The organism is Arthrobacter pascens (genome assembly GCF_017052465.1).
GTDB lineage: Bacteria > Actinomycetota > Actinomycetes > Actinomycetales > Micrococcaceae > Arthrobacter > Arthrobacter pascens.
The window spans coordinates 1-19833 of record NZ_JAFHKT010000119.1; the positions used below are offsets into that span (position 1 = coordinate 1).

The 19833-nt window shown below is 63.1% G+C and carries 15 protein-coding genes and 1 pseudogene; 9 read left to right on the forward strand and 7 right to left on the reverse strand.

Annotated features, from left to right (window positions below; genetic code table 11):
• Positions 1 to 184, forward strand: a pseudogene (locus JYA52_RS06095) (sugar phosphate isomerase/epimerase); the annotation flags it as partial.
• 1015 nt (positions 185 to 1199) lie between these two features.
• On the opposite strand, the gene JYA52_RS06100 reads toward JYA52_RS06095, so the two are convergent.
• Both JYA52_RS06100 and JYA52_RS06105 read right to left on the reverse strand, forming a co-directional pair.
• Positions 1200 to 2009 (reverse strand): alpha/beta fold hydrolase, encoded by an 810-nt coding sequence (locus JYA52_RS06100; protein WP_205652309.1) that lies wholly within the window; start codon positions 2007 to 2009, stop codon positions 1200 to 1202.
• A 1414-nt stretch (positions 2010 to 3423) separates the two neighbouring features.
• Positions 3424 to 3792 carry a hypothetical protein gene (locus JYA52_RS06105; RefSeq protein WP_205652310.1) on the reverse strand — a complete coding sequence of 123 codons (369 nt, stop codon included), beginning with the start codon at positions 3790 to 3792 and terminating at the stop codon, positions 3424 to 3426.
• A gap of 227 nt (positions 3793 to 4019) precedes the next feature.
• Between JYA52_RS06105 and JYA52_RS06110 the strand changes: the two genes are divergently transcribed.
• From JYA52_RS06110 to JYA52_RS06125, 4 genes are all read left to right on the forward strand, one after another.
• Complete coding sequence (locus JYA52_RS06110; RefSeq protein WP_205652311.1) at positions 4020 to 4538, forward strand: hypothetical protein; 519 nt, start codon at positions 4020 to 4022, stop codon at positions 4536 to 4538.
• A 107-nt stretch (positions 4539 to 4645) separates the two neighbouring features.
• On the forward strand, positions 4646 to 4897 hold the full coding sequence (locus tag JYA52_RS06115) for a hypothetical protein (RefSeq protein ID WP_205652312.1): 252 nt from the start codon (positions 4646 to 4648) through the stop codon (positions 4895 to 4897).
• 2 nt (positions 4898 to 4899) lie between these two features.
• Positions 4900 to 6105: a cupin domain-containing protein gene (locus tag JYA52_RS06120; protein WP_240460018.1), complete on the forward strand. Its 1206-nt coding sequence runs from the start codon at positions 4900 to 4902 to the stop codon at positions 6103 to 6105.
• Positions 6106 to 6157: 52 nt separating this feature from the next.
• Positions 6158 to 7012 (forward strand): sucrase ferredoxin, encoded by an 855-nt coding sequence (locus JYA52_RS06125; RefSeq protein WP_205652313.1) that lies wholly within the window; start codon positions 6158 to 6160, stop codon positions 7010 to 7012.
• 695 nt (positions 7013 to 7707) lie between these two features.
• Here JYA52_RS06125 and JYA52_RS06130 read toward each other — a convergent pair.
• The gene (locus JYA52_RS06130; protein ID WP_205652314.1) at positions 7708 to 8079 is read right to left on the reverse strand and encodes a ribosomal maturation YjgA family protein; all 372 of its coding nucleotides are present in this window, start codon (positions 8077 to 8079) and stop codon (positions 7708 to 7710) included.
• Between the two features lie 515 nt (positions 8080 to 8594).
• Between JYA52_RS06130 and JYA52_RS06135 the strand changes: the two genes are divergently transcribed.
• Entirely contained in the window at positions 8595 to 9104 is a 510-nt protein-coding gene (locus JYA52_RS06135; RefSeq protein ID WP_205652315.1) for a hypothetical protein, read from the forward strand.
• Between the two features lie 409 nt (positions 9105 to 9513).
• Here the strand turns inward: JYA52_RS06135 and JYA52_RS06140 are convergent, their stop codons facing one another.
• From JYA52_RS06140 to JYA52_RS06150, 3 genes are all read right to left on the reverse strand, one after another.
• Complete coding sequence (locus JYA52_RS06140) at positions 9514 to 10266, reverse strand: DUF429 domain-containing protein (RefSeq protein ID WP_205652316.1); 753 nt, start codon at positions 10264 to 10266, stop codon at positions 9514 to 9516.
• Positions 10267 to 11322: 1056 nt separating this feature from the next.
• Positions 11323 to 12198, reverse strand: coding sequence for a class I SAM-dependent methyltransferase (locus JYA52_RS06145; RefSeq protein ID WP_205652317.1), 876 nt, complete (start codon positions 12196 to 12198; stop codon positions 11323 to 11325).
• A 5-nt stretch (positions 12199 to 12203) separates the two neighbouring features.
• A complete protein-coding gene (locus JYA52_RS06150) occupies positions 12204 to 13268 on the reverse strand; it encodes an NAD(P)/FAD-dependent oxidoreductase (RefSeq protein WP_205652366.1) in 1065 nt (354 codons plus the stop codon).
• 121 nt (positions 13269 to 13389) lie between these two features.
• Between JYA52_RS06150 and JYA52_RS06155 the strand changes: the two genes are divergently transcribed.
• From JYA52_RS06155 to JYA52_RS06165, 3 genes are all read left to right on the forward strand, one after another.
• Positions 13390 to 13974: a helix-turn-helix domain-containing protein gene (locus tag JYA52_RS06155; RefSeq protein WP_205652318.1), complete on the forward strand. Its 585-nt coding sequence runs from the start codon at positions 13390 to 13392 to the stop codon at positions 13972 to 13974.
• 149 nt (positions 13975 to 14123) lie between these two features.
• Complete coding sequence (locus JYA52_RS06160; protein WP_205652319.1) at positions 14124 to 16274, forward strand: transglycosylase domain-containing protein; 2151 nt, start codon at positions 14124 to 14126, stop codon at positions 16272 to 16274.
• A gap of 102 nt (positions 16275 to 16376) precedes the next feature.
• The gene (locus JYA52_RS06165) at positions 16377 to 17216 is read left to right on the forward strand and encodes a hypothetical protein (RefSeq protein WP_205652320.1); all 840 of its coding nucleotides are present in this window, start codon (positions 16377 to 16379) and stop codon (positions 17214 to 17216) included.
• Positions 17217 to 18328: 1112 nt separating this feature from the next.
• On the opposite strand, the gene JYA52_RS06170 is transcribed toward JYA52_RS06165, so the two are convergent.
• On the reverse strand, positions 18329 to 19816 hold the full coding sequence (locus JYA52_RS06170) for an NAD-dependent succinate-semialdehyde dehydrogenase (RefSeq protein WP_205652321.1): 1488 nt from the start codon (positions 19814 to 19816) through the stop codon (positions 18329 to 18331).
• Positions 19817 to 19833: the final 17 nt, after the last annotated feature.

Here is a 19833-nt window from a genome sequence, read left to right on the forward strand (position 1 = left end):
CCCGTGGGAATCCTCCTTCCGCGCCCTCACCGCCATCGGGTACACCGGCCCCATCTCCATCGAATGGGAGGACGCCCGCATGGACCGCCTCCACGGCGCCCCCGAAGCCCTCGCCGCGCTCAAGAAGTTCGACTTCCCCGCCTCGCAGGCGTCCTTCGACGCCGCCTTCAGCAGCAAAGACTGACACAGGGACAGCCGTGCAGTGGTGCCCGGCCGCAATGGCGCGCAGGCGCATTTGCGGCTGCGCCGCATGGTCAGCGCAACCACAGTGAGCATCGTGGTCGTCAGCGGTCATCAGAGAAGGATCGCCACCAAGGTTCCGTGCGCGTCGTCGGCAGCACCAGCAATGAGGCTGTTCGCGGCACCGTGAACCTAGGGGTGTCCATAGCCTCTGGGCGTCGGCTCCGGGTTCTCTTCGATTACGGATAGTGCCTGCCTTCCTGTATATGGCGCTACTCTAACCCCTGGCACCTAAGCACCTTAGGGGGATGCTGGGACGGGTGGCAGCACGGGTCCCGTGGCGACAACGAAGCGGGGTGCAACTCCGAACCAGGAATGGGTGCTGGTGTACCGGGTCGGACCTACTCGGGAGCGGATTGCCGAACTGGTGAGAGGTCCCCGCTCCGACCGTCGGCTACCACCTTCGCCTCGCGGCGCAGCTGATCCCGGGCTACGCCCCGCACACGAAGCGGCCACCGCCAGGGAGGCCAAAGTCACCGCCCAGGGCCTGGAGCGGATGCGGCGGCCGGTGGCCATGGTTCAGGAAACGGGACGCTACCCGTCCCGGACCGCGGAGAGCACCTCCGAACGATCCCTGGCGGTGTGGCTGCCGCGACGGGGAGAAGACGCCCGGGCCGGCCAAATCGTCAAAGAGCACCGGGACGGCTTCGCGGTGCTGCCGCGGCTGGGAAGGCAAGCCCCTGGGGTTGTGGCGGCCGAGGAGCGGTTGCAGGAGGTGCTAACAGCGCTGGTCGAGTACCGGGCAGCCGGCAATGACTGGCCCCGCCACAAAGCTGAGATCACGGCGAAGAACACGAGCTGGGCGTGTGGCTGGAGCCCCAGCGGTCCAACGCCCGCCGCGGGGAACTCGATCCCGAGAAACCTGAGGCCCTGGACGCAGCCGTCCCGGGGTGGCGGACAGGCAGGCCGCGCGGCTGGCGGTCCCGAACCGGCTCCTGAGCCTGCTGTCATAAACGGCATCATTCTTTGGTTTCGACGCTGTGCCAGAAGGCTTTGACGCGCGTGTTCCAAGCATCCGGAATCTCCTGGAAGGGCTGGTGGGCCTCACCCTCAAAGACTTCAAAAATGGAACCGGGAATCTTGTCGGCCACGGCTCGGCAAAGATTGGGTCGGCTGATCAAGTCGATGCCGCCAACGAGCACAAGGGTCGGGACCTTCAGGCCGGGGAGGCGGTCTGTTGTTTCATGGTCGATGAAGGCGTCGATGAATGCCTGGATGTCCTCGGTGCTCTGCTTATGCGGAAAAGCAATCAGGCTGTCAATGATCCGCTCGACGGTCCCGTCGTTGTACGCCCTCGGCGTGTAGGTGAACAGGAAGTGGCCTTCGTGGAAGGCCCGTTCAGTGGGTGCCACTTCGACGAGCCATCTCATGAAGAGCGCCCAACTCCGAAGGTACGTATCCATCACTGTCCACGTGCCTTGCAAGACCAGGCTGCGGACCATCTCGGGGTGACGCAGAGCCAACTCCTGTGCAATCACACTTCCGCCCGAGAACCCGGCCACATGGGCTGACGATACGCCGAGGCCGTCAAGGACGGCGGCCGCGTCGTCGGCTAGCATTTCGATTGACACCGGCCCGGAGGGTTTCTCGGTCCGGCCGGCACCCCGGTTGTCGAAGGCTGTCAGGCGGTAGGTGTCTGCAAGCCCGTCCAGTTGATGCTGCCACGATTCGACGGTGTCGCCGAGGCCTCCGACCAGCAGGACATCCGGGCCTTCGCCTATTTGTTCCGTCCAGATGTTCAGGTCACCGGTCTGCAGGTGCTTTCCCATTCCGAACCTTCCCATACACCGAGACTGTCCCACCTCGAACGTTCATAGTGTCCGTCGCCGCGGCTAGAGTCGCAACGGGGTTGTGGTTCCCTCTGATCCGATCAGAATCTTAAGGCGGTCGAACCTGTCAGACCGTTCGTAGCGTGACAGCCCCAAAGTCAGGGGATTCTTGTTCACGTACCGACGCCTACAGCGGGATCCGAAGCTACGTGTCACCTCCAGCCTGTATTGCGGGTCCTCCAGGTTCGTGAGCGCGGTCGACTTCACCCCTCACGTCATGACCGAGCTGACGAAGAACGAAATCTCTCCTGGCGGATTTCGTTCCCACTACCCGCTCTGGGCCGAGTTCCGGCTGGACGGAACGTAGGCTGGTCAGCGGTTGTTTTGAATTGCGGGCTTGACCACCATGGAAGTGTGGGAACGTTAGACAAACCGCACAGCATCGGGTTTGCCCTCTGCCTACTGATCCCTCTAAGTGGGACCGCAGGGTGCGTCTATGAATACCCGGAGCCGGTGCAGACGCCAAGAACTGGCCCCGAGCCCGTGCACACACCAACAGCTGAGCTGGGGCCGGTAACAGGGCCCCCGAAGCCATACGCTGATCCTCAGGTGCTGGAGCGCGAGGTTAAAAACTACGCTGAGCTAGACCGGCTCCTTAGGGCAGTGCCGGGACCGGTTATCCTTTCCGACGTGGGGCCATTGGATGGTCCCGTCAGGGGTTTTGGCAAAACCGAGAAGGTGCCGGCGGCCGGGCAGTACACCGTCACTGCAGCCTGTGTTGGTGCTTCAGGTGCGAAGGTCGCCGTTGGACAGGAGCATCCCGGTGCCCCCTTTCGGCCGGTGGAGCTCGCGCTGGATTGTGTCGGGGCCACTTCGCATGTCATTGCAGTTCAGCAGGGGTACATTTTTGCGCATCTGTTGCTGTCCAGCCCGGGCGATACGCCATGGACAGGGGCAGTGGGCGGTGTCCGTGTGAGCGGACCGGTTGAGGCGCCTCACGACTGCTCGGCGTCCTCCTCTCTGTCATCCTTGAGCTCGCCGGCAGCAATGCGTTCTGCGGTGGGGTTAACAGCCGTCATGGCTGTCAAAAATGGTTGATCAGATAGCGCAGCCAGCCACGAGAAAGCCAGCATCATCACAGCCCATCACGTCTAGTACGACCAGTGGAGTTCCTTAGGACAACTCGGCCTGCTGCCCAAGCCCGCAGCCAGAACCTGCCACCGATAGGGAACCGACCCGACTGGGCAGTCCGCCACACTTCGTCCTCCGCAGAGTTCACCCGGGCTGGCGCTACCAATTCTGGCAGGCCACGATGCACTGCCTGTACGAGGACGACGTCGTGGAGGCGGTCCGGCTTAACGCTGAGGCTGGAGGATCACACCTGAAACTCCGCGTCTGGTGACATGCCTGGGCATCAGCGGCGAAGCGCTGCCGGCGACAACACCGTCAGCACGTGGCGCGGACGGCTGGCGAGTGCCTCCTGCAGGCTCGGAAGGTGCTGCTCGATGTCCTGCACAATGGTTGCCACTGCAGCGACATCCGCCAGGGCGAGTGCCAGCTCCAGTTCGCGGCACAGCTGGTTCATCCGCAGGGCGCCGGCAAGCCACGACGTCGTTTTCAGGCTGAGCAAGAAATCCATGGCTATGTCCCGGTCCCGGACAGTAACCGTGCGGACGATGCGGTCAACGCGCCGGGGGAGGAGGGCGGCGTACTCCGTGATGAAGGACTCTGCGACCTCCCATGAGGATTCTTCGGCGAGTTTCTCGAGGTGTTGTGCATCCAACGCTGGCTTCGGACGCTCACTTCTCAGTCTGTGCCTACGTGTCATCTCTGTGTCTATAGCTGCTGGCATGGCGCCTTTGCCTTCCGGTCGGGCTGCGAAGGACCGGTTTTCCTAGCCGGTACCAACAGACTGCACGCCCTACCTCAAGGACCTCACCGTCGACGATCAATTCTTGATCAAGAAAGACCAGTCCTGATGCGTCCCACATCTGGCGCTACGATGTCGCCATGCCTGAGCGGATCATGTACGTCCACCTGAAAACCGGCTACAACACGGATCGCGGGCCAGCGTGGATAACGAGGCTGCAGTTCTCCAAATCTTGGCAGACCTGCTACTTCCGGGGCCGGACCCTGGAAAGGTACAGCGGATTCGATTCCAATTTCTACGACGTAGACACGGGGGAGGAGTTCTGGATCTCCGGACCGAAGCGGGACCGGACCGACGCTCGTTACAGCAGCCAGCAGCCGGAAGTCGATGAGGACGTCCGGGCCGAGTATGAGGCGTTCCTCAGCGGCGCCCCTCTGCCCGGGCGTTTGCCGCCGATGACAACGGGCGGTGAATCCGGCCATGGACGCAGTTGTCAGAGGGCGAACTCTGCTCTGATGTCGTCCGAGGTCGGGTTGCAGGGGCAGCGGCATGACAGCGGACATAGTGAAGGGTGGACTGACCTTGGACTCCGCGCCGACCAGATGGGACTGTCCCGTTCTGATTCCTGGGCTGTAAAAGAGGGTTATTCCCACGGCTGACCCATCCCGATAGGGTGATCACGGGCGGTGTCGATGAAGAATCGCCCGGTTTGGGATCAGGTGCCAAAACGGGGCTGATCTTAGCCATTCGATTCTCGGGAGGAAGCATGACTAATCCAGAGCAGGATCCGAGCCAACAGGAAGGCCCGGCGGACGGTGGCGCGGCCGGCGTCCCGGGCGCCCACGACGGCGGAGTCGACGGCGGCGCCGACAGCGGTGCTGACGGGGGAGCTGACAGCGGTGCCGACAGCGGTGCTGACGGGGGAGCTGACAGCGGTGCTGACGGGGGAGCTGACGGGGGAGCTGACAGCGGTGCCGACGGCGGCGCCGACAGCGGTGCCGAAGAACGGGGCAGCTGAGTTTGAGCACCACCCGCACGGACTTTCAGGACACCGGCGCACTGGAAGGCGCCGGTGTCCTGGAGACACGTCTGATTGACATCGGCCGTGAGAGGTTTGCCGGCGATATCTGGGGGCGTACAGCGCTGCTCACGCGTTGCGCCAGCGACTTCTCCGATCTGTTCTCTGCCCAGGCCGTCGACGAACTGATCTCGCGCCGTGGACTGCGCACACCCTTCCTCCGTGTCGCCAAGGGAGGCTCTACATTTCCCGACTCGTCATTCACCTCCTCCGCCGGCGTCGGCGCCACCATCTCTGACCAGCTTGACGACACCGCTCTTTGGCGGAAATTCGCCGACGGTGCCACGCTCGTCCTGCAGGCTCTGCACCGCACGTGGGAGCCAGTCTCGGACTTCAGTGCCAAGCTGAGCACCGAGCTCGGACATCCGGTGCAGGCCAATGCATACATCACCCCGCCGCAGAACCGTGGGTTCGACGATCACTACGACGTCCACGACGTCTTCGTTCTGCAGATCGAGGGGACCAAGCGCTGGATCATCCATGAGCCGGTCCACCCGGATCCACTGCGTAGTCAACCCTGGACCGATCACCGGTCCGCTGTCGCCGAGGCCGCGAAAGGCGAGGCCTACATCGATACCGTGCTCGAGCCCGGGGATGCCCTCTACCTGCCCCGCGGCTGGTTGCATGCCGCCCAAGCACAGGGTGAGGTCTCTATCCATCTCACGCTCGGCGTCCACAGCTGGACCCGCTACGCGTTGGCCGAACAGCTCGCCCAGGCCGCGCTTGCTGTGCTAGGCGACGATCCCGAGATGCGCCGTACGCTGCCATTGGGCGTCGACGGGCCGGGCGCGGAGATCGACACCGTCCGAGCCCGCCTCGCCGTCGCCCTCGCTGAGGCTGATTCCACTCCGCTGTTCCACCGCGCCTGGCGAGAACAGGGACGCCCGGCGCCGCTAGGACCGCTGGCGCAGCTCGCCGCCGTCGACGGCCTCAGCCCCGAGTCTCGGGTGCGGCTTCGGGGTGCACTGGAAGCGCGGCTGGAGGGCTCGCGCCTCACCACGCGTGTGGGTTGGTTCGACTTCCCAGAGGCCGATCTGCCGTCAGTGACGCGCCTGCTCGATGGGGAGGTTCACGCCGCGCATGATCTTGGTGTCGAACTCGTCGAAGAACTGTTGCGCGCGGGGGTCCTCGTTCCCGTTGAACAGTGACTTCGCGACAGTGGCCGCAACGGAACGCTTCTTTTGCTCGAAAGGCGCCCGGATGCGCGGCGACCCGATTGCCGGGACGGCGTCGCACGGCGTCGTCTGGGTCCTCATCGAGTACCGGGGCGGATGGCCGGTCAACGGCTTCGAGGGCCTTGAGCTGGAGCCTGAGACCAAAGCACTCGTGCTCGCCGCCGCGAAGGCGGCGAGGGCGCGGGTGCTGCTCGTGAGGCGGCCGGGCCCACGCCGGCGTGAGGGTGAGAACCATTGGGCCGTACTGCACTATGAGGACTCCGGCGCCTGTCGTCAGCATTGGGGAACGTGGAGCCAAGATGAGGATCTGGCCGAGATTGCCACAGCCCTCAGCTTCCCCGGAGCGCTCGGCCATCCGCCCGTCATCCTTGTCTGCACTCACAGTCAACATGACCAATGCTGTGCCGTGTGGGGACGGCCCGTGGGACGTGCACTCAGTGAGCGCTGGCCGGAGCTGGTGTGGGAATGCACGCACGTAGGCGGTGACAGGTTCGCGGCCAACGTCGTTGTTGTGCCCGACGGCGTCTACTACGGCCGTCTGGATGCCGAATCGTCCGTCGCCACCATCGAAGAGCACCTCGCCGGCCGTATCCACGCAGACTATCTGCGCGGATACACGGATCTCTTCCCGGCACAGCAGGCCGCTGTCGCTGCCACGCTCAGACGTTTCGGCCCAGCCGGCCGGAATGACTACATGGTCGCCGCGACCGTCCGCGACGGCGATCACTGGCGGATCCGCATCACCGGTCGCCTGCCTCACACGGCGCGTGTCGACGTCGAACTGCAGGCCCACCGCGCTCCGCCATGTCAGTTGACCTGCCGCGGACCGGCGATGAGCTCGGCCATGGTCTACGAGCTCATTTCGATCCGCGCAGTCTGAAGTACGGGTTACCGAAGGCAGTCGTGGTCCCGTAAGTCGCCGGCAGTTCCGATTGGCCCTGCGGTCCCGGCCTCGAGCAGGGCCTCGGTACGCCGGCGACGTGTATTGCCCCTTGCCGGTATCAACGCTGGTCGGAATGTGGGAAAGAGGGCAGACGTGTTTCGAGGACTTTATTGAGCATGCCTCCGGAGTCGCGCAGGTACGGGCGGTGTCACGGCTGTCTGGAATACCTGCAACCGGGCAACAGCACGATCGCTGAGGGCATGTGAAGCAGATTCTCCCAGGCGGCAGGAAGAATTCCATCGCTGACCTCGAACCGAGCGAGGGTGTCCGGAACAACAGGCCTGAGCTCATCGAGCCGGTCGTACGCGTGGGGAAAGGCGCCGGGGGTGGGTTTGCAGAAAACCGACGTCGTTGCCGGCCTGCGCGCAACGGTCGCACGCGACGTGGTCAGAACTACCGGGAATCCACGAGTGGTCGCCCCAGCCGGCGATATCCTGGCTGGGGCGTGGAAACATTACAGAACGGTTCGCGCGGCTCAAAGCTGGACGATATTAGACGGCCGACCACGTCGACGAGGACGCTGACACTTGGGGCAGTACATCGGGGGCCTGTCCGACTAGCCACTTCTAGGGTCCGGCGGGCGGGGGCTTCGTCAGGTGGTTGTCCTCTCCGGGAGCACGGAAGGACGGCTCCTAGTGATGGCGAGTGCAATTCACCGCTGTGCCCGTCGTCCGATCCACCGCATAAGCGACGGCAGCACCACAGGCGTAGGCCAACAAATCCGCGGCGCCGAACGTGGTTCCCAGGACCAGCCGAAGTGGTGGCCAGGATTCTACGAGTTCGGCAGGAAGGCCAGTGAGTTGGAACAGCTCGATCAGCACACAGACTGTAACGGCTGCCGCCGCAGTCAGTGCCTTGGACTTCGACGGAATCAGGACGGCCACGAGAATATAGACCAGAACCGCGTACAGGCCATCACCTGCAGGGCCGGTCCACGCCGCATCGCTGAACGTGCGAATGCTCAACCCAAGCACAACGCTGATCAGCCCGGCGATGCACAGCAAGCTCCGTCTGATTCTTGGACGCCCCGGTACCACGGAAGAGCTCACAGCCCCTGCACCGCCGCTTTTCCCTGACAGATCATTGCCCCATGCCCCCATTGTCGAAGTTGCACGTTTCCTCCCCAATGGGGACCCATGAGGATCTTCGTATTCACCTTAGCTCAGTACTCTGTTGCGCTAGTCGAGCCGGCCGATGACGGCGATGCCCGCCAGATGGGCGGGGCAGTTCGGTTCCTTCCGCTGTCCTGGCTGGCCATCAGAGCTCTTCGGCTCCCTGACTTAGGGGAACAAGAAAATGAGAGCGACAAGCAGTCGTTACAGGACCCGTGAACTGGTCGTCGCGGCCCAGCAACCAGTGGCTTTCTCGTGGTGGGGCCAAGAACCGTGCTGGCACGGAAGCGGCTAGCCCCCGCCCGCGCCCACGATGGGAGTGCCGGTTTAGGGCATCCGGTCCATCAAAACCGGGGACCGTGCACCAAACGGCCAACAAAACACACACCACACTAGGAGAACCTCCCATGTTCATTAACACCTTGCGGCAACGGACGGGCCGGTCCGCCACCGCCGTCCTGATCGCCATGTTGCTTGCTGCTTTCGCCTTCGTTTTCGTCGGCAGCGCGCTGACGGCGGCACCTGCCCACGCCCTGTGTAGCGGCTCCAGCCAGGCGAACGGAACCTGGAAGAACATCGACCCCAACACCAACTCAGTCACCAAAGTGGTGCTCGACTGGGGCTGCGCTGACCAGGCACTGTGCGATACAAGCGGGCATTGCGTCTATCCCGCGGGTTCCATCCGGGTGTTCGGAAAGTGCCACCCCACCGACTGCGACTGGGGTTCGCGGCGCACCTACGCCGAGAACGGCGGATGGGAGAGCGCAACCTACAAGTACAGCTGGGCCACCAAGAGCGTGTGGGTCAAGCCCTACCAGTACTACGGCAAAACCTACCTGCGGGTCTGGGTCCACACCGACTTCACTCCAGCGGACGGCCGGCAGGACTACACCACTGACGTGTGGATGCTGAAGTAATCCTGGAGACAAAGAGATGCCGAGAGTGGCTGCCGGACACCGGCGGCCACTCTGGGGAACCTACCAGGTAAAGGTCCCGATAGGAGCAAACGGCATCCACGACTGCCACTGGGAGCGGACGGGACCCAGTGCGGGACCCGCTTGCTCCCAGAACCCAAGGCTCCCGCAGCTGGCGGACACGCCCCTGTATCGGGAGTCCGAAGTTTGTCACATTGGGCGGATGGCGCCGGATGCAGTCTTGGACGTTGGTCTACTCTTTGCTGGGCTTCCTGACCCGCGACTGGTGAGTACATGGCATCGCACGCGCCCAGGCCTTATGAACAGGCGTCCACTCTGATGGACACCGGTACTGAGTGTGAGCATTTGTCGGGCAGCGGTTCAGGGCCCGCTATAGGTAGCCGGGTCGGCCCTATTTGTTCAGATTAGTGAGCGAACCTGCTGGCAGGTGGATCCAGCCCTCCTCACGCGCTGCAAGGCTCTGATCCGGGCCAGGAAGCAGGGTAGCCCGGCGTGCGGCCGCGCGGGCTGTCAGGGATGCGATGACCGAATCGAGCAGATCGTCCGATGCGATTAGCTGGTCCCTGTACGCGCCAAGGTCCAGCCAAGGTGCCGCGGCGGTGAGCTGGCCCAGGATGTCATCGCGGATTTCGGATTCCGGCGTCCCACGGCCCTTGTACCTGCGGGCCGAGATGCCCCAAATCCTCAGGGAAGCGGCAGGGTAGACCTCGACAAGACGGTCCGATCCGTCCCTGGGCTGAACGCCCCACAGACGCGCGATTTTGGCCTGAATGACTGCGCAACGCTTGGCCGGATGCGCCAACCGATCCGCCGACACGCTCAACGGAATCAGGCCCGTTGTGTGGGTGACGAACCGGTCCGTGGCCCGGTAGGCAAGCTCACGACGTCCGTCCAACCCGTCATGACGAAGCACCGCATCCGGATCTTCGCGGGAATGACCGAGCAGGAATGACAGGAACGGCTGGGGCCAGCCAAGAGGGCAGTCGATTCCGGTCACGTCTGATGCTCCGAAAAGCTCGACGACGGTTTCGTCCCTGACGCCGAGGGACAGGTGGACGAGCCGTGCCTGCCCGTCGCGCCATTCAAGGACCGCAGCAGCCGTTCTCTTCGGATCCGCTGCCAGGTCAACGCCCAGAGTCTTCACTCTGTCAAGGTAACCCGGCAGACACCAACCGTGCCGCTTCTAGACCAGTGACGCAGCGCTCCTGATACTCCCTCGCGGACATTTAGGCGCGACGTGTGTCCGTTGCTGCGCTACGGCACCGCGCTCTCCCTGGATCAGGGAACGACCTAGACCTTTATCGCTCTGAATCAACCGGACACCCGCAATACGGCAGGCCGGCGCAGATGGAAGTACACCAGCTATCCTCAGCCACGGAAAGATCTTGCGCTAAACACAGCAACTCTCGAGACTCCATATGAGGCAGCTTTTGGGCGGGACCGATAATCGAAGTCGAGGTAACCATGGATATGAAACCGGAAGTCGGCGAACCCGCGGGACTCTGGCATGCCGAGTCACTGGAAGGCTTGGTGCGGCGGTTACTGCCGGCAGCTGGACAACGTCCGAACCGCCCCTGGATTGTAGCGGTGGATGGAAGGAGCGGGGCAGGCAAGACCACCCTGGTCGATCGTCTACTAGCTCGAGTGCCGGACTCAGATGTCGTTCACACGGACGATGTAGCGTGGCATCTCTCGTTTTTTGACTGGGCCGATGAACTCCGTGACGGTGTCCTCGAACCCCTGCTCCAAGGCGACCCAGTCCATTACCGTCCGCCGGGCTGGGTGGCCCGAGAACGACCAGGTGCCATAGCTCTACCCGCCGGGCGTTCCGTGGTGTGGGTGGAAGGGAGCGGATCATCACGCCAAGCTCTCTCCGACCTAGTCGACGCTTCGATCTGGGTGCAGTGCGACAACCTGGAAGCCCGACGTCGCCTCCTGGCACGAGATGGCCAGGAAGAAGAAGACCTGCACAGGGAGTGGGAAGAACAAGAAATTCCCTTCCTACTTGAAGACCGGCCATGGGAGCGCGCTACAGTGATCGTGGCCGGAAGGCCGGCCCTAGAGCACGATCCGAATACCCAAGTAGTCACCGCTATGCCGGCACCTCCATGCGCGGAGATCACTTAACGCACGGATTTCCCAGCTTCACTGCCAGTGCAACAAGCGCTGCAGGCCTTGGTCTGGGCGGCACGCCCTGGTCCTACCCGGCGATGTCCTCTGCGATGTCCTCCGCCCACAAGTCCGGGTGCCGGTTCTGGTCGGGGGTGGCCACCCAGACGGTCCGGGTGGCACGGGGTTCCAGCTCGATATCGTCGGGGAGCCGTTCCAGCAGGTTTTCCAAGTCGTCGCGGTCGTCTGCGGTCAGGGCCGCCATGTGCGAGAAGCGCGCAAACCACTGCTGGGCGTACTCGCGTGCAGCCGGGGTCAAGAGTGCGGTTGTCGTCACCTCGGACTGGGTGACGGTGAACCCGGCGGCCTCGATGACCGGTGTCCAGTTCGGGTGATGGTTCCACCCCTCGGCCTCCGCAGCGGCGTGGCAGCGCTGCTCCAGCAGCGCTTCGCGCGGATGGCTGAGGAAGCGGGGCAGGGCGGCGAGCTCGACGACGACCAGGACCCCGCCCGGCGCCAGTGCCCGGCAGATCCCCGACAGGAGCCGGGCGGGGTGGGCCACGTGGTGTAGCGAGGAGAATGCCCATACCAGGTCCACCGGCGCATCGGCCGCTGGATCCGCCGTGGTCAAGGAGCCGGCAAGCGCGGGGAACCCGTCGTCGAGGTCGGCCGCGACCACGGCGAAGCCTTGCTCGCGCAGCAGCTTGAGCATTTGCGGGTCGTTGTCGATGCACGTCACCGCGGCGTCGGGGTAACGCTCGCGCAGCAGGCGGCTACCTGCGCCGGTGCCCGCGCCGAGGTCAACAACCCTGCGCGCAGATGGCACGCCGGACAAGTCCAAAACGGCTGCAAGATTGTCGCCGAACACCTCGGCATCGAGGTCGAGGATGCGGTGCTGGTCATAACTGCCATATCGCTGGTGGTGCTGGTGGTCGTTGTCCTGCGTCGGGTGGGGCTGGTGATCCATGCTGATTACCTTTCTCCTGTGGCCGCAGGGGCCATCTCGGTGGCTGTCTGCCCATCATCAAGGCCATGGCGTCGGAGACCCTGGATGGACCTAGAGACGGTTGCTTCCGAGGCAGCCGAGAAGGGGCCGGAGCGCCCCTCAACGGCCCACCGCGTTTCCTCTTCAATTAGATCGGCGTTGATCCTGGCGCCGGTCATGACACCCTCGGCCGCCGCGGTGATCACCTGGGCCATTAGGTTGGAGACATTGCCCGCTGCGTACACACCTTGGACGGCCGTCGCACCGCCCATAGCATCGGTCTCGATAAACCGTCCGGCCCCCGATGGGTGCACCTGGGTACTCAGCCCGAGTGATTCCAGAAGCGTGGACCTGGCCTCCATCCGTGTTCCGACAGCCAGGGCCTGTAGGTCAAACGAGGAGCCTTGGCGGAGCGTGAGCCCCGTGAGGACATCATCTACAGCGTTAACGGAGGCCACGGCGCCGTCGACGACCGTTACGGATCGGGCGGCGAGCTTGTCCCACTCCTCGTCGATGGGTTCCACGGTGTCATTGAGGAAGAGGGTGATATCCCGGGACCACTGCCTGAACAACAGTGCCTGATGGACCGACAGCGGGCCGGTCCCGAGCACTCCAATCCGCTTCCCACGGATTTCCCAGCCATGGCAGTAGGGGCAGTGCACAACGCCCTTTCCCCATTGCTCCCGCAGCCCGTCGATGGGCGGCAGCCCGTCAGTCAAACCGGTGGTGACGAGGAGGCGTCTGCCGGAAAACCGGCGGGCATCGCCGAGGATCACCTCGAATCCATCGGGGGTTCGCCGTGCCGAAACGGCTTCCCCGTCAATGACCATCCCTCGGTACGAGAGCACTTCGCTGCGTCCGATGGACAGGAGTTCCCCGGGGCTCACGCCGTCCCTTGAAAGATAACCGTGTATACCTGCCGCAGGTGCGTTACGGGGAGTTCCGGAATCGATGACCAGCACCGAGCGCAGCGCCCGGCCCAGCGTTGTGGCCGCGCTGAGTCCCGCCGCGCCGCCGCCAACAATTACAACGTCATACCGTGAGGGGTCCATACTCATTCGTCCTTGCTCGCGTCCTGAAAGATTCCGCCAGCAGGCCTAGGCGGTTAAAACACCTTCCAGCGCCGGCAGCACTATTGGCAATTTATATTGCTGTTATGGCAAACTGTGGGTTATGGCAAATGAGCTTAATGACGTTCTCGGGGCGGTCGGCCCCCGGCTTCGGGCACTCCGCACGGAACGGGACCTCACCCTCGGAGAAGTGTCTTCCGCATCCGGAGTGTCAGTTAGCACCCTGTCCCGCCTGGAATCCGGCCAACGCAGGCCAAACCTAGAAATCCTGCTGCCTCTCGCGAGGTTGTACGGTGTTCCCCTCGATGATCTGGTGGGGGCGCCGCCCACCGGGGACCCAAGAATCCATCTGCGGCCCATAACCCATGGCGGCATGACGGCTGTTCCTCTCACGCGCCGCCCAGGCGGATTGCAGGCGTTTAAGATGGTGCTCGCCGGTGATGCCCGCGGGGCAGAGCCCGACCCGCGCGTTCATGAAGGCTACGAATGGCTTTACATCCTCAACGGACGACTGCGCCTGGTGCTGGGCGACAAAGACTTTGAACTCCGCCCAGGCGAAGCCGCGGAATTCGACACCCATACACCACACTGGTTCGCCAGCGCCGATGGAAAACCCGTCGAGTTCATTAGCCTGTTTGGACAGCAGGGCGAGCGGATGCACGTACGCGCCCGGCCAAAGCCCTCATAGCCGAAGCTCTGTCCGCCGCCGCAGGGGGCGCCTGCTGCCCGCGGCTGGCCGGAATTGAAAGAGTGTTTCGGTTCGCCTGCAGATGTCTGGATTGGAGGTGGCCGGGCGCGTATTCTTGTGTCACCCGGGACGGGATGTGAGCTGGAATCATGGCAAGAACGCGCCTGTCATCGCCAATGCGCAGGCTCCTGTTGAGGATGTTCGGGTTCGTCGTCCTCAGTAGCATCTGTGGCGTCCTTGTGGCAGCCTACCTTGTTCCGCAGCTCGCCCTCGCGGGCACCACCGTCACCAGGTCGCTCACTTATTTCAACAGCCTTCCGAGCGAACTGGCGGTCGAGCCGCCGGCACAGACCACGAAGATGCTGACTGCGGACGGAAAGACGATCGCGACCTTCTTCGCTGAAAACCGTGTGCAGATCCCGCTCCGAGAGATGTCTCCGTATATCAAGGATGCAGTCGTGGCGATCGAGGACAGCCGTTTCTATGGACACGGCGGGATTGATCCCCTGGGCCTTCTCCGGGCACTGACCACCAACATCACCGAAGGGGAGCGGCAGGGAGCGTCCACCATCACCCAGCAGTACGTGACCAATGTGGCCAACGAAGCAAGGATCTCCGCCGGACGTGAAGAGCAGGTGATCCTCAGTGGGCAAAAGAACATCGGGGACAAGCTGCGTGAAATGCGGCTCGCGATCGAGCTTGAAAAGAAATTCACCAAGGAAAGGATCCTGGAAGGCTATCTCAACATCGTCTTCTTCAATCGCAACGCTTATGGCATCGAAGCGGCTGCCCAGTACTACTACAGCATTCCCGCGAGCAAGCTCAACCTGCCCCAGGCCGCACTCCTCGCCGGGCTCGTCAACAGCCCCAGCGCCTATGACCCGGTCACGAGTCCGGAGAACGCCATCCAGCGCCGTAATCAGGTCCTGGGCGCCATGCTCGAACAGGGCAAGATCACGCAAAAAGAGCACGACGACGCCGTGGTCGCTGACGTGGGATTGAAAATCCGGCCCTCCAACCAGGGTTGCGCCGCGGCCGTGATGGCTCCCTATTTCTGCGGCTACGTCGCTCAGTTGATCCTGAACAACCCCGCCTACGGGGCAGCCATTGAAGCGCGCGAGCAGAAGCTGCGCCGCGGCGGGCTGACCATCACCACCACCCTCGACAGCCGTTTGCAGGCCGCGGCCCAGGCGCAGGTGAACGCGACGGCCGGGGCGAATCCAACCAAATGGGGCGCGTCACTGGTCACGATCCAGCCCGGTACCGGCAAGATCCTCGCGATGGCGCAGAATACGGTGTTCCTGCCCCAGAAGGGGAAGTTCGACACGCAGCTGAACTTCAACGTGGATTCCAAGGACGCCAATGGCAACGACCTCAACGGCGTCGGCGGCTTCCAGCCGGGTTCCACCATGAAACCGTTCACCTTCGCGCAGTGGCTTCATGAGGGAAACAAGATCACGCAGGTCGTGGACGCGTCCCGGCGGGAGTACCCGCTCGGATTTAACTGGCGCTCCTCCTGCGGGAAGATCCTCGGCGCCTACAGCAGCACCCAGCGCAGGGCGGGACTCGAAGCCTCTGAGGATCTGCAGAACAACTCGGGCGAGTTCTACCGGAGCATGCCCGCCGACTATGGGCTGTACAACTCCATCAACACCGCAACCTTTGCCGAAGCTGCCCAGCTGGACTTCTGCGGAATCCAGAAAATGGTCGATGCAGTGGGTATCCACAGCGGGCTCGACGGCTCCCGGACCAACATGCACCAGCTGGGCAATATCCTCGGAGGGACGGCTGTGGCCCCGCTACACATGGCCAATGCCTTCGCCACCTTCGCCGCTGACGGCCGCTACTGTGAGCCGTTTGCCATTCTGCGGGTGAACGATATCGCAAAGCGGACCCTTCCAGCCCAGACGCCAAGCTGCAAGGCCACCGTGGACCGGGAAGTGGCCCGTGGCGTCAATTCGGTGCTTCAGGACGTGATGAAGAAGGGCTCGGGCGTCCACATCAAGCCCAAGATCAAGAGCGGGATGCCCATTGCGGCCAAGACGGGCACGAACAACAGCAACGGCGCCACCTGGGTGGTGGGCTACACGACCGGGCTGGCCACGGCGTCCTTCTTCGGGGACACGATGGAGGGCCAGAAGCGGCCCGGCAGGAACCTCACCATCAACGGAAAGCGCTACGACCGCATCGACGGCTACATGCTCGCCGGACCGCAGTGGTCGACATATATGAACAAGGTTGCCGGACTCTACCCGACAAAGGCGTTCCCCAAGCCTCCGGCTTCGATGATCGGCAAGTGAGCACACTGGGCCGGGCAGTCGCAGAAAGCCCTCGCCGGCCTTAGCGACCACGCCACACTGCGGCTCGCCGGAACACGGCATCAACTATGTTATTCATTTGCCATGAGGACCTACGCAAAGATGAAGAAGCAAGAGGCCGCCGCGGCGCTACAGGAGTTCCTCGAAGAGCGACCGCACGCGCTGGAGAATCTAACCCGATATCTAGCCGAACACGCTGACGATACCGTCAACCTCGACGGGACAGTAGAAAGCCTCACGCCCCTCTGGCGCTGGGTGAAATCGGTGCTGACGGAGCTGACGACTGGAACCCCTGAGCCTGACGCCTCGACCAGCCCCACATGGCTCCGCTACGGCATCGGCACAGAGCCGACGCTGTCGCCAGAGTCGATTGCCATCATCGATGGCGTTAATTCCTACCTGTGCCGGGTCGTGGAGCAAGGAGCCCCCAAAGCCCGGTGGCGGGTCGGATACAACCGCATCAAGTCGTACATGTGGCAGAACCGCCCAATGCTCGTCCACAAAAGCGAGGAGGTTCCACTGGCTGACCTCGTGCCAGGCCTTGCCCGAGGACAGGCCAGCGGGCGGCTTCCCTCAGATGACGACAAGCTGGCTCGCATAGCCGCGGCGGTCATCAAACGACTGAACGGTACCGATGAGGAGACAGTCGCCGAGGACGAACCTCTTATCGAGGTCGAGGACCTGGGCGAAGACGCGCTCCGCGGGCGTGAGCTTGAGGTGTCCTTGCGGGAGGACATCGCCCACGAGTACTCCCGGGAAGTGGACCGGCTGGTCAAAACCCTCGCGAAGGAGGACGGGATCACCACTGCTTTCCGTGAAGACCGCGAAGTACTCCTTGTCACCACACCCAGCTGGAACACCGCACAGCTTCAAGAATGGGTCACCCGCTATATCGATGAAAATATCCACAACTTAAACCGCTGATACCGCCGGCGACGCCAGCCCCAGCGCCGTAATCGGCCGCTCCGCCAGCGCCTCCACAAGGTCCGGCCGCAGGCCAGGACTCATCGTCCCGATCAGGGTTGCGCCGTCGGCCAAGCAGCCGATTTCGTCCTCAATGGCAGGTTCACAGCACCACTCCGGCACCCCATTCCTCGTCCGCGCCCACAACCATTGCACCCGCCGCGGGGGACAAGGAAACAGACTCCGGATAGCCACCAAATGTAGATTGTTCACAATCTACGATCTGTGCTATCTTTCCCGTATGGCTTCAGGACCAGTCGCGGCCTGGGTGACCACGAGACGGCCGCCAAACTCCAAAAGGCCATAAAAGCAACCCGGGGGACAGCACGAGAAGGGCGGCCAACAAATGAAAAATGACACTGTATGGTTCACCTGTGAAGACGACTGTGAGTTCTGCTCGGGGCCCGAGACAGACTAGGCCTGTCGGTCGGTGGAGTCCGGCGGCATTCACGTGTTGCTGACGACGGCAGGTGCGGGACTGCTCTCGAGTTGGTCAGGAGCCCTGCTGTGATGAGCAAGATCAGACTTAGCATTGCGCCGCTCCCTCGCCCGATGTTCCGCAAAGGGTTTCGGACCGACGTATTCCCATAGTCTTCCTAGTAGGCGTAGGCATTGCCGGAAATCACCAGGTCGTAGTCATCCTCGACATGGCCCTGCCGACAAAGAATGATGACGTCTCCGCTAAAGGGACGTCCACATGGATATACGACTGCTCTGTCGCATTTTGTGCCTTTCTGTGGATTGCCTCGGTGGCCGGGGCCCCTGTCCTCGCCATCATTGGCTCCGGATAGACGGTACATCGTCCGTGCAGCCACAGCAGCCGCACCCAGGCATTGACGAGCTCTATCGCAGCCGGCGCCCTGGTGCTGTTCTGGCCGCGGAGGTAATCCGAACCATTGAAGGTTGTGGCCCGGGGATCCCTTGGGATCCCGGGCCACAACCTTCTGGTACATCAATGCTTGGTCAGTGTTTTGGACGCTCACGACGGCGGCACCGGATTTCCGCTGCTGCGGCACCTGTGGTGAGGCGGCCGGTTCGGTGGGCGCCGGCGTCGGACTTTTCAGTACCCGATACTAGGCAGTGGCGCGTCGCGCCACGTTGTAGAAGCGGATGTTTTCGTATTCTTCGAGCCCTTCGGCGCTTCCTTCGCGTCCGAGGCCTGACTGCTTGATGCCTCCGAAGGGGGCGGCAGCGTTGGACGGTACGCCTTGGTTGATGCCCACGATTCCCGTCTGGAGACGGTCGGCGACATTAAGGGCGCGGTCGAGGTTCTCGGTGAATACATAGCCGGCGAGGCCAAATTCTGTCGCGTTGGCCCGGTTGATTGCCTCGGCTTCTGAGCTGAACCGCTGAATCGCCGCGATGGGGCCGAAAATCTCAGACTTGGCCACGTCGGAATCTTCGGTGACGTGGTCAAGGACGGTCGGGGCGAAGAAGTTGCCTGCAGAGTCGTATCCGTGGCCGCCGGTCAGCAGTGTGGCGCCCAGGCTCACGGCATTCTCGGTGTACGCCTGCATTTGAGCGACTGCACGATCGTCGATCAGTGCACCGAGTCCGGTCTGCTGTCCGAGGCCGCTTCCGACGGCGACTTGGGCGAAGCGTTCGGTGAGTGCGGAGACGAAGTCATCGGCTATCCCGTCCTGGACGTAGATGCGGTTGGCTCCAATGCAGGACTGTCCGCCATTGCGCAGCTTCGCGGCAAACGTTCCATCCACCGCCCGCTGAAGATCAGCGTCATTGAAGACGATGAGCGGTGCGTTACCGCCGAGCTCCATCGAACTGCGGAGCACATTCCGGGAGGCAAGCTTCAGGAGCTGACGGCCCACCGGCGTTGACCCGGTGAAGGACACCTTCCGGACCCTTGGGTCAAGCAGGACGGCTTCGCTGAACGCCCCTGACTTTGAGGTGGTGATGACCTGGATCAGTTCTTCAGGCACCCCTGCCTCAACGGCGAGCTGGACCGCAAAGTACGTCGTCAGGGGAGTAAGGGTCGCAGGCTTGATGACGACGGGGCAGCCTGCTGCCAGCGCCGGTGCGATTTTTCGGGTGGCCATGGCCAGCGGGAAGTTCCATGGCGTAATCAGTACCGCCAAGCCCACGGGGGAGCGGCGGGTGAGGAGGCTCGCGCCTCCGTCGGGCGTTTCCCGGAAGTTCCCTGCGGGGCGCACGGCCTCTTCGGCGTACCAGCGGACGAAGTCGGTGCCGTACTTAACCTCGCCGCGGGCCTCTGCGAGGGGTTTGCCCATTTCGCGTGAGATCAGGTGTGCAAGATCTTCGGTGTGGGCAACGAGCTTGTCGTACCAGGCGTGCAGCACGTCGGCGCGCTGACGAAGGGTGCTATTTGACCAGTCAGCTCCAGCCGCGTCGGCCTTCCCAACAGCTTCCAGCGCAGCCTCGACATCAGCGTCAGGGACGTGGGCTATGGTCTCGGCCGTGGCAGGGTCCTGGACTGCGATACCTTGGCTGGGCAGTTTGATGGATTGGATGACTGCATCCGCGTGCCGGAGGCTGTCGGCGTCTGCCGTAATCAGCGGCGTAGCTACGTTGGCTGTGAGGCTCATCGGTTCTCTCTTTCGTT

What these genes read in the sequence shown, in the direction of transcription:
- JYA52_RS06150 (WP_205652366.1), bottom strand. Translation starts at nt 13,268, where the DNA reads ATGGACCCCTCACGGTATGACGTTGTAATTGTTGGCGGCGGCGCGGCG.
- JYA52_RS06145 (WP_205652317.1), bottom strand. Translation starts at nt 12,198, where the DNA reads ATGGATCACCAGCCCCACCCGACGCAGGACAACGACCACCAGCACCAC.
- JYA52_RS06110 (WP_205652311.1), top strand. Translation starts at nt 4,020, where the DNA reads ATGCCTGAGCGGATCATGTACGTCCACCTGAAAACCGGCTACAACACG.
- JYA52_RS06135 (WP_205652315.1), top strand. Translation starts at nt 8,595, where the DNA reads ATGTTCATTAACACCTTGCGGCAACGGACGGGCCGGTCCGCCACCGCC.
- JYA52_RS06100 (WP_205652309.1), bottom strand. Translation starts at nt 2,009, where the DNA reads ATGGGAAAGCACCTGCAGACCGGTGACCTGAACATCTGGACGGAACAA.
- JYA52_RS06125 (WP_205652313.1), top strand. Translation starts at nt 6,158, where the DNA reads ATGCGCGGCGACCCGATTGCCGGGACGGCGTCGCACGGCGTCGTCTGG.
- JYA52_RS06115 (WP_205652312.1), top strand. Translation starts at nt 4,646, where the DNA reads ATGACTAATCCAGAGCAGGATCCGAGCCAACAGGAAGGCCCGGCGGAC.
- JYA52_RS06165 (WP_205652320.1), top strand. Translation starts at nt 16,377, where the DNA reads ATGAGGACCTACGCAAAGATGAAGAAGCAAGAGGCCGCCGCGGCGCTA.
- JYA52_RS06170 (WP_205652321.1), bottom strand. Translation starts at nt 19,816, where the DNA reads ATGAGCCTCACAGCCAACGTAGCTACGCCGCTGATTACGGCAGACGCC.
- JYA52_RS06155 (WP_205652318.1), top strand. Translation starts at nt 13,390, where the DNA reads ATGGCAAATGAGCTTAATGACGTTCTCGGGGCGGTCGGCCCCCGGCTT.
- JYA52_RS06160 (WP_205652319.1), top strand. Translation starts at nt 14,124, where the DNA reads ATGGCAAGAACGCGCCTGTCATCGCCAATGCGCAGGCTCCTGTTGAGG.